The 18,432-nt window shown below is 32.7% G+C and carries 18 protein-coding genes; 2 read left to right on the top strand and 16 right to left on the bottom strand.

Annotated features, from left to right (window positions below):
• Nucleotides 1-8: 8 nt before the first annotated feature.
• The 4 genes from arsD to OW763_RS05655 form a co-directional block, all read right to left on the bottom strand.
• Nucleotides 9-395: an arsenite efflux transporter metallochaperone ArsD gene (gene arsD / locus OW763_RS05670; RefSeq protein ID WP_268040110.1), complete on the bottom strand. Its 387-nt coding sequence runs from the start codon at nt 393-395 to the stop codon at nt 9-11.
• 47 nt (nt 396-442) lie between these two features.
• Nucleotides 443-964 (bottom strand): RNA 2',3'-cyclic phosphodiesterase, encoded by a 522-nt coding sequence (gene thpR / locus OW763_RS05665; RefSeq protein WP_268040109.1) that lies wholly within the window; start codon nt 962-964, stop codon nt 443-445.
• Between the two features lie 397 nt (nt 965-1,361).
• Nucleotides 1,362-2,288, bottom strand: a complete 927-nt coding sequence (locus OW763_RS05660; RefSeq protein WP_268040108.1) for a ribonuclease Z — start codon at nt 2,286-2,288, stop codon at nt 1,362-1,364.
• 122 nt (nt 2,289-2,410) lie between these two features.
• Nucleotides 2,411-3,142: a DUF4184 family protein gene (locus tag OW763_RS05655; protein WP_268040107.1), complete on the bottom strand. Its 732-nt coding sequence runs from the start codon at nt 3,140-3,142 to the stop codon at nt 2,411-2,413.
• A gap of 384 nt (nt 3,143-3,526) precedes the next feature.
• On the opposite strand from OW763_RS05655, the gene OW763_RS05650 reads away from it, so the two are divergent.
• Nucleotides 3,527-4,405 carry a MerR family transcriptional regulator gene (locus OW763_RS05650; protein WP_268040106.1) on the top strand — a complete coding sequence of 293 codons (879 nt, stop codon included), beginning with the start codon at nt 3,527-3,529 and terminating at the stop codon, nt 4,403-4,405.
• Nucleotides 4,406-4,571: 166 nt separating this feature from the next.
• On the opposite strand, the gene OW763_RS05645 is transcribed toward OW763_RS05650, so the two are convergent.
• The 10 genes from OW763_RS05645 to acrC all read right to left on the bottom strand — a co-directional run bounded on the left by OW763_RS05645 (nt 4,572) and on the right by acrC (nt 12,934).
• Nucleotides 4,572-5,108 (bottom strand): nitroreductase family protein, encoded by a 537-nt coding sequence (locus OW763_RS05645; RefSeq protein WP_268040105.1) that lies wholly within the window; start codon nt 5,106-5,108, stop codon nt 4,572-4,574.
• Nucleotides 5,109-5,122: 14 nt separating this feature from the next.
• A complete protein-coding gene (locus OW763_RS05640) occupies nt 5,123-5,500 on the bottom strand; it encodes a hotdog fold domain-containing protein (protein ID WP_268040104.1) in 378 nt (125 codons plus the stop codon).
• Between the two features lie 59 nt (nt 5,501-5,559).
• Nucleotides 5,560-6,018 (bottom strand): beta-alanyl-CoA:ammonia lyase, encoded by a 459-nt coding sequence (locus OW763_RS05635; RefSeq protein ID WP_268040103.1) that lies wholly within the window; start codon nt 6,016-6,018, stop codon nt 5,560-5,562.
• A 72-nt stretch (nt 6,019-6,090) separates the two neighbouring features.
• Nucleotides 6,091-7,272, bottom strand: a complete 1,182-nt coding sequence (locus OW763_RS05630; protein WP_268040102.1) for a CaiB/BaiF CoA transferase family protein — start codon at nt 7,270-7,272, stop codon at nt 6,091-6,093.
• 29 nt (nt 7,273-7,301) lie between these two features.
• Nucleotides 7,302-7,679: a hotdog fold domain-containing protein gene (locus OW763_RS05625; RefSeq protein WP_268040101.1), complete on the bottom strand. Its 378-nt coding sequence runs from the start codon at nt 7,677-7,679 to the stop codon at nt 7,302-7,304.
• A 58-nt stretch (nt 7,680-7,737) separates the two neighbouring features.
• A complete protein-coding gene (locus OW763_RS05620) occupies nt 7,738-8,130 on the bottom strand; it encodes a beta-alanyl-CoA:ammonia lyase (protein WP_336296880.1) in 393 nt (130 codons plus the stop codon).
• 94 nt (nt 8,131-8,224) lie between these two features.
• Nucleotides 8,225-9,574, bottom strand: coding sequence for a branched-chain amino acid transport system II carrier protein (gene brnQ / locus OW763_RS05615; RefSeq protein ID WP_268040099.1), 1,350 nt, complete (start codon nt 9,572-9,574; stop codon nt 8,225-8,227).
• A 264-nt stretch (nt 9,575-9,838) separates the two neighbouring features.
• Nucleotides 9,839-10,945, bottom strand: a complete 1,107-nt coding sequence (gene acrA, locus OW763_RS05610; protein WP_268040098.1) for an acryloyl-CoA reductase electron transfer subunit beta — start codon at nt 10,943-10,945, stop codon at nt 9,839-9,841.
• A gap of 21 nt (nt 10,946-10,966) precedes the next feature.
• On the bottom strand, nt 10,967-11,770 hold the full coding sequence (gene acrB / locus OW763_RS05605) for an acryloyl-CoA reductase electron transfer subunit gamma (RefSeq protein ID WP_268040097.1): 804 nt from the start codon (nt 11,768-11,770) through the stop codon (nt 10,967-10,969).
• 18 nt (nt 11,771-11,788) lie between these two features.
• Complete coding sequence (gene acrC, locus OW763_RS05600) at nt 11,789-12,934, bottom strand: acryloyl-CoA reductase (protein WP_268040638.1); 1,146 nt, start codon at nt 12,932-12,934, stop codon at nt 11,789-11,791.
• 392 nt (nt 12,935-13,326) lie between these two features.
• On the opposite strand from acrC, the gene OW763_RS05595 reads away from it, so the two are divergent.
• On the top strand, nt 13,327-13,896 hold the full coding sequence (locus OW763_RS05595) for a TetR/AcrR family transcriptional regulator C-terminal domain-containing protein (protein ID WP_268040096.1): 570 nt from the start codon (nt 13,327-13,329) through the stop codon (nt 13,894-13,896).
• Between the two features lie 38 nt (nt 13,897-13,934).
• Here OW763_RS05595 and OW763_RS05590 read toward each other — a convergent pair whose 3' ends face one another.
• Together OW763_RS05590 and OW763_RS05585 are read right to left on the bottom strand one after the other, a co-directional pair.
• Nucleotides 13,935-15,638, bottom strand: coding sequence for an oleate hydratase (locus tag OW763_RS05590; protein WP_268040095.1), 1,704 nt, complete (start codon nt 15,636-15,638; stop codon nt 13,935-13,937).
• A 240-nt stretch (nt 15,639-15,878) separates the two neighbouring features.
• A complete protein-coding gene (locus OW763_RS05585; protein WP_268040094.1) occupies nt 15,879-18,311 on the bottom strand; it encodes a YwqG family protein in 2,433 nt (810 codons plus the stop codon).
• Nucleotides 18,312-18,432: the final 121 nt, after the last annotated feature.

Below are 18,432 nucleotides of genomic sequence, written 5' to 3'. Positions count from 1 at the left end.
TCCCTTAGTTAACAACAACCATCCTTGCATCCACAACCTTTAGATTTAATTTTAGGTATAGCTTTTTTAATTGTTATTTTAAGGTAGTCCTCTGGTACTTCTAAAAGTTTGCAAAATTCTTCATTTGTTGGATAGGCTTTTGTTTTAACAATTTCACCATTTACAATAACAACTGGAAGTATATCTATACCGTCACTATTTAATAATTGATTAATTACCTTATTATCTACAAAGGCTTGAGGGTTACTTGTTAGATTGTATCTTTCAACAATAATTCCCTTATTCTTCAGATTATTTAATATAGTTGACACTCTTAACAATTCTGGATCAACCCCTGGTCCACAGACTCCTGTAGAACAACACATAGCTGGATCAAATATAATTATCTTTTTCATAAACTCTATCTCCTTTTTATATCTAGTGTAGTGTACCATTCTATAACTTATAGTATTATTTCTTTTAATGGCTCATAAATCAATTCTCCATTAACTCTCTTACTTTCCATAAGAGCAATTGATTTTATTGGAACTTGCATAGGTTCAACATCAATTTCATGCATTGAGTCAACCCTTACTATTTGTCTACCTATTGTAATATGGGGTTTATATTTTCTATTATCAACCTCAAATTCATTCTTAATTAATAAATCTCTTAATTCTCTTTGTAATTTCATAAGTTCCTTGTTCTTTTCAATACCAAGCCAAATAATTTCTTTATTCTTCCTTTTAAATGAACCAATACAAGAAAAAATAAGTTGCTCAGGATAATCCTGTAACTGGTATAAAAGATTAATTAACAATTTTAATTGTTTTTCATCAACCTCACCAATAAATTCCAAGGTTAAATGAAAATTATTAGGGTTTGTAAATTTACCTTTTATTGACTGATTAGCAACTATGTTTCTATATTCTAATAATTTTTCTTTTGTTTCCTGATTAAATGTAACTGCATAAAATACTCTCATTTTTATCACCTATTTTATCTTTGTCCCACAATAAGGACAATATTCAAAATTATATTCTACAATTTTCCTATAACAGCTAAATTTTCTTTTAAGGTTTTAATATTTTCATCCAATTTTGAGGACACATTCATAGATGTAGCCTCCTTTCAAAAATATTGTATCCCAAATTATAAGGCTTTATGAAAAAATCCTAACACTAGAGTCATCTGTAATAAAGTTGTTCATAAATTGCAATACTCCTTAAAATAAAAAACGGTATTTTTATATAATCCAAATTGATAACATAAAAATACCGATTGTTTCTATATTGATTGTTTTTCTTTCCTATGTAAAATGTGTTTCCTTGCTTTTTCCTGAAAGAGTAGTTTCTTGGTTAAAGGATACATCATTATAAAATTTATACTTGCTCAAATTTTAAATTAGTACTATATCTATCAAATCCAATTATAGTATTTTCAAAAATCTCTTTTGCATTATTAATATAAAGCGCTGGATCATTCATTGCATTACCGAAGTGTGTTAGTAATAACTTTTTAACTTCTCCATTCTTTGCTAATTTAGCAGCTTCTTTAAATGTCATATGTTTATTTTTCATAGCTTTTTCTAGATCTTGTTGGTCTCCATAAGTGCCTTCGCATATGAAATAATCACTCTTTTTAATAAATTTTTCTATACTCTTATTAGGCCTTGTATCTGTTATCATTGTAATTTTTATTCCTTTTCTCTCTTCTCCCATAACCATTTCTTTAGTATATTCTTTTCCGTCTAAAACAACCTTTCCTTTATTCTTTTGTAGTTTACTCCATAAAATTTTAGGTACATTATTTTCAAGAGCTTTTTTTACATCAAATTTGGGTTTTCTTTTAAAATAAAAGCTATATCCTATACATGGTGATGAATGATCTAGTTCTAAAGTTAATAATTCTATATCTCCATTTATGTATTCATTATCTATACTTAAAGTTTCTTTGGGATTTTCTATTATGTTAATTTCATAAGGCAACCAATTTGCAATTGTTCTTAAGCCATTAACAGCTTCCGTTATTCCTTCAGGACCTATTATTGTAAGAATTTCTTTTCTACCACTATTTCCAATTGTCCCAAGAAGTCCTGGAAGTCCTACTATATGATCTCCATGAATATGTGTAATACAAATAACGTCTATACTTTTAAAACCTGTATTTGACATTCTCATAGATACTTGAGTTCCTTCACCACAATCTATAAGTATCTTTCTTCCTTTATAACCTATCAATAAAGATGATAAAAATCTATTTGGCATTGGCATTCCACCACCACAACCTAGTAAAAGTAAATCAATCATAAATTATATCAACTCCAATCTTATTGCTTATATAACTATATAATATTACTATATTATATAGTTATCATTTATTTTATTTTCATTCAGTACCTCGTGTAGGAAAAGACTATAATATTTAACCATTATATCTTTAAATGATGCCTATAAATAATAGATGCACTTAAATATCCTAAAAACAATCCATTTATAAAAGTAACTACCATTCTTCCCATTCCAAAACTATCATTAAAAACTATATAAATAAAAAGCATAACAATAAATTCAATAATTAGAGCTGTTATATGGTAAATAATCTTGCTTTTTATAGGTACATTTAAACTTAACCCCTTATTTCTAATTTTATAAAGGAAAATTAATATTATTATAAATCCCAACAAAGTACCTCCGTGTTGGGCTATTTTATATGCATAAATTTTATATCCTAGTAAATCTATAGTATTTCTAAGAAAATTTAGTTTTAATACAAAATATCCAGTTTTATGTGTAAAAGAATCCCAAAATACATGTGTCATCATTCCTATAATACTAGAATATATAAAAATAATAACCTCTTTCACATTAGTTACTTTATTTTTTATACCTATTAAGCCTGTATAATATTTTGATATGCAACTAGGCAAATTGATAATAAATGTATCTTTTATATATTCATAATATATAAAATTTAATAGAAAGCATAATGGTAAATTTACTATTATAGCTCCTAAAATAGTATGTCCTAAATTGCTACTTGGATTAAATAATATAAAATATATAAAATCTGGAGCCATAGAACCTAATATCAATCCACTCAAATTCAAGTATTTATTTTTCATAAAAACTACTGCTGCTGGATGTGCTAATGTAAATGACATTAAACTTCTCCCTTACCCTGTATTTATCTTTTTCCTATTTTATTATTCCTCCACTTTTATATGCTCCTGTATTAATATATTTAATAAAAAACATTATTCTTTAGTTATTTTATTCTATAAATCTATTATAAATAATATCAATCATTCATTCCATTATTTTAGCTTACATTGCTGTGTTTAAATCTTACAATTTTGTAACATAGACTATGAAAAATAATAATTTAATATTATATTTTGTTTAAAATTATAAACACTCAAAGACAATTGAACCTGTAATTGTAGCAAAGATGTGTAATTTTTAACTATTAAACTATTGCACTTCTTCCACATTGATAGTAATATATAATTTAACAGAGCAGGAATTATTTTGAAGGGGGAGTATGGATGAAAAGAGGAGATAAATATTCAATAGGTCAAGTGGAAGAAATTTGTAATATTCCTACGAAAACATTACGTTATTATGATGAAATAAAATTGGTTGTCCCTAAATTTAGAAATGAAGAAAATAAATATAGATATTATAGTAAGGACCAAATGGTAACAATATGTATAATTCGTAAACTAAGAATGTTTGGATTTACCTTAAAGAAAATTCAACAAATTATAAATGATAACAAAGCTGAAACTCTAAAAAAAAGTATAGAACGTAAACTTTTGGAAATCTCCGACGAAATAAATAATCTCCAAAAAAGCTATTCCGATGGCTATGCTTTTTTGCAAAGACTAAAAGAAGGGGTAGATATGATTTCCTACTGCAACAAAGAGGATATTATTACTGAAAATATAGAGATTAAGGAAATTCCTGAAACCGATTTAGTATTTACCAAAAAAGTAATGAAAAATTATTCGAATTCAGAGGTGTCTTTAGAACGATGGGTCGAAATAATTGATTTATGCAATAAGCTACAACTAAAGAGCAAAGGATCAATTATTGTTACATACCATTCAAACCCTCTTGAGCAGTTTTTCTTTAAGGATTCACTCATTGAATTTGGAATGTACATAGAATCACCTACTAAATGCGATAATTGTAGGAAATTTGGAGGATTTACTGCTGCTACTACTACTCACATCGGGAATTATTCGAATATTATAAATACTCATATAAAAATGATACAGTGGATTAACAAAAATGGTTACAAAATTGCTGGTAATATATCCGAAGAATTTATTATATCACCTTTTGATGTAACCAACGTGGATGAACATATTACCAAAATAATAATTCCGGTAACAAAAATTGGTCGTGTAAAGAAAAAATAGGCTTTATTTTAAGTAATAACCAAAAGGTAGTGTATTCACCAATTGAAATGACTACCTTTTTTATTGTCTCTTGTTATTATTTATAAATATTTTGGATTTCAAAGCATACAAGGCATGCCCTAAAGTCTTCTAAAAATAGCCCTTAAGAACACGCCCTGTATTTTTTTCAATGATAACGCAGAATTTGTGAAACTTCTTTTCTTCTTGGAGCTTTTGGCTCTTCTGCTGGATATCCACATGCAACCAATGCAATAATCAATTCGTCTTCCGGCAAATCAATAAATTTTGTAACTCCTTCTTCGTCAAAAGATGCCATAATTACAGTTCCAAGTCCCAATTCTTCTGCTGCAAGACAAATATTTTGGCAGGCAACTCCAGTGTCAAACATCTCCCATGTTGCTCCCTTAGCGGTAGAAGTATAACCATCTCTTTCATAACCAGAACGGTTCTTTACAATAGAAAGAGCCAGAAGCATTGGTGCATTTTTAACAATATTTACATTTTCAGATGCTACCAATGTATTAGCAATTGTTTGAATCTCATAGTCTTTTTCAATAACTGTATAACGAACAGCTTTACAATTATTCCATGATGGAGCCCATCTTGCACAGTCAACAAGTTGCTCTATCACCTCATGTTCCACCTTACATGTTTTATATTTACGGATGCTTCGTCTTTTTTTAATACATTCTATTACATTCATATTAATATCCTAAATTAATATGTCTCATAAACAAACTGAACTACTGTTGATAATGGTGGTTCAGGTAGTACATCGATAGAACTTGGGAATGGTGGCTTTTCAGGAACTTCAATAATCTTGAAAGAACGAACCTCAATTAATGCACGGTTTCCTTCTATGTTCTTAATTCTCGCAATATACTCCATGTAGTCACCTGCAAATGAAGGATTATAAAGACGAACCTTCTTTACCTCAACACAATGACCTGTGTTTCCAAATACCTTTGCCATAAGACGGTTTGCTGTATCATTCATAAGTGTGATGTTTCTTGCCCCGTTTACAACTCCGCCACCATAAAACACGTCACGGTTTGACATTCTATAACGAAATGTTACTGTCTGTTGTTCATTCATAACACAATTCTCCTTTATTCTATATTTTCAGTTTAGCTTCTTTTTTTTAAAGCTTGGATTTATTCTGGAAAATCCTCAAGTGGACACCATGGATCAATTACTAATCCGTCTGGCTGCTCACCACGCTGTAAGTGCTTCTTAACTACAAGACGAACATTTCCCTCTGTACAAAGTACAGGTTCGTTAAACCAAACCATATCTCCTTGTTTACAATCTGTTTTGCCCTCACGGAAAGCAGGTGTAGCAAGCTTGAAAACTTCAATTTTACAGTCACGAGATGTGTTTCCTACCTTCGTAAGAGTTGCTTTAAAGTCAACCATATCGCCTACATAAATGTCTTTGTAACATTTAACATCATGGTATCCAAGACAAAGTGACTCATCACCATCAACTAAAATCATTTCTTCTGTCTCAACGTCTCCGATAAAATCAAACTGACGTCCAATTGGCACTAATCCATCTGGATTGTTGGCATCTGCTGTTGTCATGTTATAGCTTAAAAAAGATACTTTTCTCATTATGATATCCCCCTATTTTTGCCGTGACTGCCTGTTAAAGCAGCCACGTTCTATATTGTATATATACTTAATTTATATTACACCTTCTGCATTCAGCTTTTTAAGTTCTTCTTCTGTAAGTCCAAAAACTTCTGCATTATGTTGTCCTAACAATGGAGCTGGAGTTTCTACACTACCTGGAGTTTCAGAAAGCTTTACAACACACCCTTGGAAGTACTGGTCCCCTGCTGTTGGGTGCTCACAATGCACCATCATTTCACGTGCCTGAATATGTGGATGCTCGATTGCTTCCTTAATATTCAATACTGGACCACATGGAATCCCTACCTCATCCATTCTGCTTTCTATTTCTCTCTTTGTGTAGTCCTTGCACCAATCACGAATTAAATTTTGTAAGTTTGGTATATAGTTTTGGCAACGCAATTCGTTTGTTTTATAGCAAGGATCTTCTAGAAGTTCTTCATGACAGATAGCAGCACAGAATTTTTTGAACAATCTGTCATTACCTACTCCAAGTGCAATAAAACCATCTTTACAATCGTATATATCGAATGGAGCAATAGATGGGTCTACATTTCCATTACGTTCTGGAATAAAGCCACCCACTGTGTAGTTTACAATTGCATTTTCAAGTAAACTGAAGATTGTATCTACCATTGATACGTCAACAAGCTGACCTTCCCCTGTCTTCTCACGGTTGTAAAGAGCCATCAGTACCCCTACTGTTAAGTAAATACCTGCAACGTGGTCTGCAACAGAAGGACCAACCTTTACTGGATTTGCATCCTTGAAACCTGTAAGGTTAATCATACCACCCATAGCCTGTGCTACAATATCATAGCAAGGACGGTGTGTATTTGGTCCATACTGACCAAATCCTGAGCCTGAAGCATAAATAATAGTTGGGTTAACCTTCTTTACAGATTCATAATCAATACCAAGCTTCTTTGTAACACCGCCCTTATAGTTCTCAACTAAAATATCAGCATCATTAACAAGCTCGTAGAACATCTGTAACCCTTTTTCAGATTTAAGATTAAGAGTGACACCCTTTTTGTTACGGTTAACGTAGCAGTAAAAACCACTTTCACCGCTTTTTTCATCAAGTGGTCCCCATTCACGGCACTGTTCACCATTAACTGGTTCGATTTTTATAACATCTGCACCATAGTCAGCTAATATCATTGTACAAAATGGTCCATTTAACGCAGAAGTAAGATCAACTACTTTTAAACCTTGAAGTGCTTTTCTCATGTATAAACCCCTCCTGTATTTGTAATTTATTAATATGTCTCGTAAATAAACTGAACTACTGTTGATAATGGTGGTTCAGGTAATACATCGATAGAACTTGGGAATGGTGGCTTTTCAGGAACTTCAATAATCTTGAAAGAACGAACCTCAATTAATGCACGGTTTCCCTCTATGTTCTTAATTCTTGCAATATACTCCATGTAGTCACCTGCAAATGAAGGATTATAAAGACGAACCTTCTTTACCTCAACACAATGACCTGTGTTTCCAAATACCTTTGCCATAAGACGGTTTGCTGTATCATTCATAAGTGTGATGTTTCTTGCACCGTTTACAACTCCGCCACCATAAAACACATCACGATTTGACATTCTATAACGAAATGTTACTTTCTGTTGTTCATTCATAACACAATTCTCCTTTATTCTATATTTTCAGTTTAGCTTCTTTTTTTAAAGCTTATATTTATTCTGGAAAATCCTCAAGTGGACACCATGGATTAATCACTAACCCATCTGGCTGCTCTCCACGTTGTAAGTGCTTCTTAACTACAAGGCGAACATTTCCCTCTGTACAAAGTACCGGCTCGTCAAACCAAACCATATCTCCTGGTTTACAATCTGTTTTACCCTCACGGAAAGCAGGTGTAGCAAGCTTGAAAACTTCAATTTTACAGTCACGAGATGTGTTTCCTACCTTCGTAAGAGTTGCTTTAAAGTCAACCATATCACCTACATAAATATCTTTGTAACATTTAACATCATGGTATCCAAGGCAAAGTGACTCATCACCATCAACTAAAATCATTTCTTCTGTCTCAACGTCTCCAATAAAATCAAACTGACGTCCAATTGGCACTAATCCATCTGGATTGTTAGCATCTGCTGTTGTCATGTTATAGCTTAAAAAAGATACTTTTCTCATTATGACATCCTCCTAATATTTTTTATTATTAATTAGTCACTGCTACTTTGTTTTTCTGGAATACTGAGTATCCAATAATTGCGGCAACTACTGTCCACGGGAACCATGCAAGCATTTCAGATGATAGCGGAAGTCCCTCATAGAATGTATTGAAGTAACCTAAATCTATGTTTAATTTAATTCCATAAGCGTAAACGGTATCAAAAATACCAAATATTAATGCTGTTATCATTGCATATCGACATACATTTAAGTGTCTTCTGTTCTGATTGTTTGGCATTAATGCATAATATATAACAAGTACTATAGCTGCTGGATAGATACCATCAAGTATTGGTCCAAGGAATGTAAGGATTGAAGAAAGACCCATACATCCGAAGAGTGTACTCAAAACCAAAACTGATATAGATGCCTTCTTGTAATCAACCTTTCCTTCTGTTGTATCCACGAAAAATTCAGCACATCCAGAAGTCATACCAATTGCTGTTGTAAGCGCTGCAAAGAATAGTGCAATTGAGAATAAGATTCCACCTAATCGTCCAAGAAGTTTAGTAGAAACTGCTGTATAAAGCGCTGTGTAATTTAAATCGATTGTCCCCCCTGTAGAAGCACCAATTAACATGTGGCAAAGATGTGTACAGCTTAATAATGCTATACCAATAATGCCTACTCTGATAATATTCTTGCTTATACGTTCGTCAGAAACACCTTTTGCTTTAAGACCATTTAAGATAACAATACCGAATATTAACGAGCAAAGAATTTCGGCTGTTGCATAACCATTTGTGAAACCGTAAGCAAATGCTGAACCTTCATATGTCTTTGCAACTGGTTCTGCAATTGGTATCATAAGCCCCTTACCTACAACGATAATTACAATGATAATAAGCACTGGGAAAAGAATCTGTGAAATACGATCCATTGTCTTTCCAGGACTCATTAAGAACCAATAAGTTATCAGATAGAATATTATCGTAAATATAATCAGTGGTAATCTTAATTCTGGATTTAAACCAAACGCTTGTACTATTGAGTCCCAAGATGCTGCACTCATACGTGGAATAGCATACAGCGGTCCAAGCACAACAATCGTTACGATTGTATATGATACGCCTAGTTTTTTTCCAAGTACACGTGTAGTGATTTCATTATAAGTACCATTGCCCCTTGATAATGCAACATATGCAAGCAATGTAAGCAATAAAGCTGTTATAAATGCTCCACAGAATGCAATCATTACAGATGTACCACTTTCTTTACCCCAGTTCATTGGCCACACCATACTCGATGCACCAAAGTGCATTGAGAAAAGTGCACCACCCATTAAAAATAATGCTGGTAATTTCAAATCTCCATTTTTATTCAAATTATTTTTCATACATCGCCCCCCTAAATTCAATATTTATCCTAGTACTGAACTCTTAACTTACGGCTTCAAACTTTTCTTATTAACATTTAGGGATATCTACTTTTTATGACATACAATTTACAAAATATCCTCTGTATATCCAAATCCTTGAAACTAGTTAAGATACTTTTATTATATTCTATACATTTATTGGACAGTCAACCCTATATTGGATATTTTTTTAAAATATATTGTCAAATTAACACCTTAACTGTACACCTAGGGTAAAGTTAGTTAGTTATTGCTTCTTGCGTTTGTGATTTCGTCAATCATCATCGGAACAACCTTAAATAAGTCTCCATTGATACCATAGTCTGCACATTCAAAGATTGGAGCTGTTGCGTCCTTGTTTACTGCAATTATTAAATCTGAATCTTGCATACCTGCCTTGTGCTGAATTGCACCAGAGATACCAAGGGCAACATAAACCTTTGGATGTACAGTCTTACCTGTTTGTCCAACCTGATGATCTGCTGAAAGCCACCCTGAGTCAATAACAGCACGACTTCCACCTACAACTCCACCACCAAAAGCCTCTGCAAGCTTATGTGCAAGCTCGATTCCGTCCTCAACATTCTTACCGATACCACGACCTACAGAAACGATAACGTCTGCACCAATTAAGTCAATTAGCTGTTTTGCTTCCTTAACAACCTTAAGAACCTTTGTCTTTATGTCGCCTTCAAAAATAGAAACAGGATATACCTCTATTTCACATATATCAGCCTTTGTCTGGTTAAACTCTGCCTTCTTCATAACCCCTGTACGTACAGTTGACATACATGGTCGGAAACGTGGACAGATAATTGTTGCCATAAGATGTCCTCCAAATGCAGGTCGTGTCATCTTTAAGTTCATATCCTCCATTTTGAAGGTTGTTTTGGATAAATCAAGTGTAGAAGATGTTGTAAGAAAATCAACATACTTCTCCATGTCAATATCAAGGTGTGTGCAGTCTGCTGTAAGGCCTGTATGTAAACGAGCTGCACAACGTGGACCAAGATCGCGACCAATGTTAGATGCACCGATTAAGATAACCTCAGGCTTCTTGTCAATTGCAATGTCACAAAGCACCTTTGTATATGCATCTGTTGTGTAAACATTTAACGCAGGATTATCACATACAATTATCTTGTCTGCACCGTATCCTCCAAGTTCCTTAGCAATGTCCTTTACGTTGTGTCCAAGAAGCACACCAATGAGCTTTGAGCCACGCTCATCAGCCAGTTTACGACCTTCTGAGATTAATTCAAAATCAGTATCCACTAATTTCCCATTGCGTTGTTCACAAAATACCCAAATATCCTTGAATGCACCTATATCAGAACTATTAAAAACCATATTCTCATGTCTCCTTTCAAATTATATAACGTGTTTCTTCTGTAATCTGTCTACTAAATCTGCTATTGTTTCTCTGCCATCCCCTTCAAGCATTACACTAACACCCTTCTGTGGTGGCGTGAAGGACTTGAATATGTTAGTAGGTGAACCTTTAAGCCCAATTGTGTCAATCTCAATTAATGGCTCGTCCTTAAGTGCTTCAAAATCAAGAATGGTAAGTGGCTTGCTGTAGCAATCCATAATACCGTTTATAGTCATATAACGAGTAGAAACATTCTTCTCTTTTACACATGTTATAAGACAAGGTGTCTGAACCTCAATCATCATATAGCCATCTTCAAGCATACGCTTTACAACTACTACATTATCTTTCTTATCAATTTCAGTTGCATAAGTAACCTGAGGAATGTCAAGTTTTTCTGCAATCTGAGGTCCAACCTGAGCTGTATCTCCGTCAATTGCCTGACGACCACAGAAAATGATGTCATCTTTACCGATTCCAAGATGTGAAATTGCTGCTGCAATAATCTGAGATGTTGCAAATGTATCAGAACCACCAAACTCACGTGAAGAAATTAAAACAGCATCATCTGCCCCCATTGCAACAAGCTCACGAAGCATTCCCTCTGCTGGAGGAGGTCCCATTGTTACTGCGGTTACCTGACAACCTGTTGCATCCTTAAGTATAAGTGCCTGCTCTATTGCGCTCATATCATCCGGATTAATAATAGCCGACATAGAAGCACGATTTAGAGTACCATCTAGATTTACTGCAACCTTCCCTGAAGTATCTGGAACCTGTTTAATACAAACGTAAATTCTCATTATTCTCTACACTCCTTTTTATTTACTCATCACTGCTCTGGAGATAACTACTTTATGAATTTCGGAAGTACCTTCATAAATTTCTGTAATCTTAGCATCACGATACATACGCTCCAACGGATAATCCTTCATATATCCATAGCCTCCATGGATTTGGAGTGCCAAATTTGTAACAAACCGTGCATTTTCAGAAGCATTAAGCTTACACATAGCAGCCTCTACTGTGAAAGGTTTTCCAGCATCCTCAAGATATGCAGCATACTGTACAAGAGTTTTTGCAGCCATTGTCTTTGTTGCCATATCAGCAATATACCACTGTATCCCCTGTAAACTTGCAATTGGCTTACCAAACTGTATACGTTCTTTTGAATATTTAATAGAAAGGTCTAAAGCACCTTCTGCAACTCCCACAGCTTGAGCTCCTACCCCGACACGTGCTCCGTCAAGTGCTTGCATTGCAATTTTGAAGCCTTGTCCTTCCTTTCCAAGAAGGTTAGCAGCTGGAACACGGCAATCTTCAAACACAAGTTCAGCCGTTTCAGAACCGGAAAGACCCATTTTTGTCTCAATTTTACCAATACTAAAACCTGGTGTACCTTTTTCAACTATAATTGCGGACATTCCCTTTAATCCTTTATTAGGCTGTGTAAGTGCAAATATTATAAGTACATCTGCACGGCTACCTCCAGAGATAAAGCACTTTGTCCCATTTAATATATACTCGTTTGTTTCAGGATCAAAAATAGCTGTTGTCTTTGCGGAACCTGCGTCAGAACCAGCATTTGGCTCAGTAAGTGCAAATGCTCCTAGAGATCCGCCTTTTGTAAGCATATGAAGATATTTTTGTTTCTGTTCTTCATTCCCATATTTATAGATAGCTTGAGGTGCAATTAAATGGATTGATAAAATTGCGCCCGAAGACATACATTTCTTTGCAAACTCTGAAACAGCTATAACCTTTTCCAATGCACCACCGTCAGAACCTCCGTACTGACTAGGAATACCAATTCCTGTAAAACCTAATGCTGCCATTTTTTTAAAATTTTTTTCTGGGAAAACATGCTCAAGGTCAACATCTGCTGCAACTGGTTCTAATTCATTTTCAGCAAACTGTTGCGCCAATTTTTTAATCATTTCCTGTTCTCTGGTTAATGAAAAATCCATATGTTCTTCCATCCTTTCTTTTAATATAAAAGTATAAACATTTCTTGAGAGCATATTTAACGCATGCGTTTTCATGCTTCAAATTTATTTTGTAATGTTCTTTTGATTATGTGACATATAAAATATTACCTTATACAGTTGATGGAAGGTCAATAGCTTTTTGGAGCTTTAATCATACATATATGTTATTTTTTGATTAGGGACTCCCTCCACTGTAGAGAAAGGGGGAAAAGAACACAAAAGAAACTACCAAAATTGAAGGTGATTTGCTTTAACTTACTTTAGTTGAATTGTAAAAATATAAATTGTATAATTAATTCATATATTGAAATAAAAGTTAAATCATCAAAAAAATATTTGAAGTTTATTATTGACATAAAGAGGTGAAGAATATGTCCGAAATTACTAAAAAAGCTTTAGCTGAATCACTAAAAAAGCAATTACAGACAATACCATTAGCAAAAATTACTGTTAACGATATTGTTAATGAATGTGGATTAACTCGACGTACATTATACTATTATTTTCGTGATATTTATGATCTTTTAGAATGGATTTTTAAAACTGAACTTAAAAAAGTTCTTGGTAAAAATAAGACTTACGACACATGGCAAAAAGGTTTTTTGGCAATTCTTATATATTTATCTAAAAATAGGAAAGAAGTATTGAATACCTATAATTCCATTGATAGAGATTGTTTAGAAAATCATTTACATAATGAAATATTTAATCTTATTTTAGAAGTTGTAAATGAGCTAGCTAAAGATTTAAATGTGTCAGAAGAAGATAAAAAACATGTAGTGAAATTTTATGAAATTGCACTTGTAGGTACAATAAGCGATTGGATACGAAATAACATGACTGAAGATCCTAAAAAAATCATCGATAACCTTGATAAGATAATAGGCGGAGATATTTATAGAGCATTATTAAAATATGAAAAAAAAGGGAAGTCAAATTAAAATGACTTCCCTTTTACAGTTTTAACTACACTATATATTTATATTAAACCCTCTAAAGTTGTATCTTTTAATAACTTTTTAATAATTGCTTCAGCTGGTAATGGTCTTCCACTATATAGTGTTTTAGTTGCATTAGCAATAACACGTACATCATATTGACTAGGATATACTTCAGGTGGGTTTTTCTCAAGTCCAAGTAAAGTATACACAGCCATCATAGCAGAACGAATTGAATATTCAACAGTAAACACACAATCATTTTCAATTTCTGCAAATTGACCTAAAAATGCAAGGTTTGTACTACCTTCTGGTACTACTTGTGGTCTATCCCCTTTAACACGAGGCATGAATTGACTTGTAACATAAGGCATCATAGCAGGAATTACAATTGATGTATCAATATATTCTTGCATATCTTTCTCATCAATACCTAGATGATATAAAAGTTCTTGTAATAATTCTTTACCAGTACAGTCACCCATTTTCTTCTTAATGAAATTGCCTTCCTTATCAAGCAACAAAGCATATGCCCATAATACTACCACATCATCAGGTTGATCAGTAAATTGAAGATGTCTATTAGCCGTAACACTTAACACCCAATTTGAATCTTTAATTGTTATTATTCCCCCTGTTATAGTTTTATGTGGAAGTATTTTCCTGCCTGCAAATTTTTCAATAAGTTTAATCATTTTAGGACCTTTTGAAGTTATTGTATATGATTCCCATTTAGTTTTATCAATATTACCACAGAATACTTCTGGTCTTCCGAATGAAGCATCCTTTTTAGATATGTTTTTCCATAACCTCCAGCATCCTCCTTCACTTCTATCTATCACAGGTGCTTTCTCCATACTTCCAAGTGTAGAATTTTCTGTCATAGATCCATTAGTGAAGAATACTAAATCATCTTTAGTAGTTTTTATAATCTCTTCTTTTTCACCATTACGAGTTAAATGAATTCCTGTAACTGTTTTTTTACCTTCAGTTATATCTATATCTAAATTAGTTACTTGTGTATTTAAGTCAAATACTACGCCTTTTGATTCTAACAATTTCTTTAATGGAAGAATCATTGAGTCATATTGATTATATTTAGTAAATACTAGCCCAGACATTTTGCTCATTCCTGGCATTAGATGTATAAAACGATGCATATAATGTTTCATTTCTACAACACTGTGCCAAGTTTCAAATGCAAACATACTTCTCCAATATAACCACATATTAGTTTCAAAAAATGTAGGCTCGAAGAATTGTTCAACAGTAGTTGCACCTAAAGCATCTTCTGTCGCAAGAAATAACTTAGTAAGTTGCTTAACATGAATTTCACCTAGTCCCAAACTTGAAAAATCAAGTTTTTCTCCACGATTAGCAATAGCACGGCAATTAGAATAGTTAGGATCGTCAATATTTAGTTCTCTAAATTCATCTAAAACAGTTCTTCCTGGTTCTTCTAATGATGGTACTCCTCCAAATAAGTCCCAAGTACATTCATAATGTTCTTCCATTTCTCTTCCACCACGTGCAACATACCCATCTTCTGCATTTCCACAACCGTCCATGGCACCGCCTAAAATATCAGTTTCTTCTAGAATAATAATGTTTTTACCATTCATATGACCATCACGTATTAAGTATTCAGCAGCAGCTAATGAAGCGATACCCCCACCAATTAAATATGCTTTTTTATTTTCTATTCCTTCAGGTTTTAAAGTGTTGATATTTTGATAACTTCCCATAATTATTCTCCCCTTTAACTAAGTAAATTTAATATATATATATATATAATACAAATATTTTCAAAAGGAATAAATTACCAAATATAAGCTATTGTGCAAAGATGTAACAAAATCATGATAATGTGAAGACATATATAATCTTGAGATTGATATCTTCTTTTTTATTCTTCCAAGTATCTTTTAACTTTTGTTGTAGTGTCATTATTTTACTCTTCTTCTGTTTTTTATTGTTTACCCTATCTAATAGGAGAATCTATGATACTTTATATCACTAAAATCTCCCTTTTCAAGGTCCGCTTTTCTGATGAAGAAATAGATACTGCCATCCTCTTGTATATTTCCAAGTCCTTCAACTTCCTCATTATAAAGTGAAAGCAAACATATCCATTCATTTGCAAAGCTTACCTCTCCGTACTCATTTAGCACCGTTTCTCCTCTTTCTAAACGAGCTGTGTCATCTGGGCATAAACGATCCTCATCAATTTTTCTAGGATCTCCCCAATCAGGGAAATATGGATATCCACCGATTTTATTACCTAACCGTTCTTGTTCATATTGAGAAGTCATTTCATACTTTTCATCGTGGTCTGTAAACATTTCATTCAAAATATCCTCAATTTCCTTATCTAACAAATAATCCTCTACTGAAGGCGTATCATCAATTTTTTTGTAAGTTACTTTTAATTCAGACCATAAAACATCCCAGCAATCATCATTAGATATTTCTGGTAAATCCTCTTGAAGTTTGCTTTCATCTCTTATGATTTCATTGAAATATCGAGTAGTATGTTCACAAGTTTCTTCTTTAATATAAAACTGTAATAATCCCTTTTCTGGATACCCTTGTAGCTTAGGTATTTCTTCAAAGTTAATTTGTGCCAATAAATACATACCTTCTTCGGGATGTTCTTCTCCTAATGGTAAATAAGGTTTTCCTCCCAGTTTAGTAGACCATCTAGGTACAGCTTCTTTAGATAATTGAAGATGTACTGCTTCCTTTGAATATTTTTTTAGACTTCTTTTAAATATTCCTACAGGTGTATTCATAATCATTTCATCAAACTTTTTTTCAGCAATATCTATATTTTCTTTAAATGGACTAATCTCTTCATCCTTGAGCCATTTGATTGTATCTAATGCTGCTTTAACTACATAAACAGAAGAATCTTCTAGCATTTTTACTAAAGATTTAAGCTGACTTCTTAAAAGTCCTGTTTGATAGATTGCAAAAATCTTTTCCCTATCCCCTGCTAAAAGTAAATTTCCTAATACATCTTTCTCTTCTTTAGCATATCGATATAATCTTTGGGCAAATTCATCCTTTGGCTGTTTAGATGGTTTTTCTAAATCTTCTTTTGTATAAGAACATAAAAATTCATAAATAAATGATTCCGCTACGCCAACAGCTTCCAATAATTCAGTAAAATCATAAATATTTCTATCAGGTTTTTTACGCTGAAGTACACCTGGTTTTACATCATATTTAAATTCATTATAAAAACCTTTCAGATTATTTATATCGCAAAGTTCAGCAAATAATTTTAAACCTCTTAAAGCATACTCTTTGCACCCAACACCACAAATGTAACCAATCTCACAGTTTTGCAATGCAGGTTTGAATTTTTTATGCACATTTTCTTCTATTTCTTCAAAATCTAGTTCACCTTTAATATATTCAACCATTTTTTCTATGATCTGTTGATCTTTAGAGTGAATCATATTCACTCTTATAAATCGGATATATTCATCCAGAAACATTTCATCCATAGCCTTTACAGACGTTTCTCTATCGTATTTTTCTACCAAAGTTCTATGTATGGCCATCTGCTTTCTTATATCAATATATTCTAGTGCTTCACTATTTACAGCATCATCTTCTATATTCCCTTCACCAACCGTTTTGAGAACATCTTCATATATAACTTTTCCTTCATTATGGCATATATAATGACTTTGTCCATAAAGCAGCATCCAAGCTGTTATATAAGTTTTTTGCACTTTTATACGATTTAGATTATCTATAAATTTATCAAATCTTCCTTTTAGAAATTTACAGCCGTTTTTTACTCTATACAATTTAGAGCATATACTTAATGTTTTCAAAGGTGCCAGTTTGGTAAAAAACTGCATGAATCTAATACCCATTTCAGCAATTGCAGAATTCTCACACTTAGCACATAAAAATCCAGTTTGAACTATATTATGAATATGACTAGAGTCATCAAAATATAAATACCTCTCTTGTTTTCTACTTATACGACCACCATATCCCCGTTTAAATCTCCTTTTTAGTTGTTCAAGTGGTTTTTCATCAGAAACAGCATTCATATAGTCTGTAAATAATTTTATATCTTCTTTTTTTAAACCTGATTCGTATTTAAAATCTTTTGCAACTTCATTTACAAATGTATTCTTCAAATACCCACTAAAATAATCAAAGCTTTCTATACATTCTTTTTCAAGTTCCTTATCTTCTGACAATATATAAGCTGCACACAAACTAAATCCACTATTTTTCTTTTTATAATTTTTGAATTTCTCCGTACAACCTACCCTATCTTTCATAAATATTCTCAGTATATTTTTAAGGGGTTCCCTATAACTTTCATTCCCATAATCACTATTCTTCAATACAGTCTTCATAAATCGTTCAGGAATATTAATATTGTTCATGCTATAAAATCTCTCCTTATTCACTTTTATCAGTATATTTATCTAAATATGGTTTAACTTGCTCATATAAATCTGCTGCTTCGTTATTACAGCTGTCATATTAGGTACGTATATTCTGGAT

Source organism: Clostridium aestuarii (genome assembly GCF_026735135.1).
Taxonomy (GTDB): Bacteria; Bacillota; Clostridia; order Clostridiales; family Clostridiaceae; genus Clostridium_H; species Clostridium_H aestuarii.
Note: the sequence above shows the minus strand (reverse complement) of the source record. Positions and strands in the feature narration are given on the sequence as shown.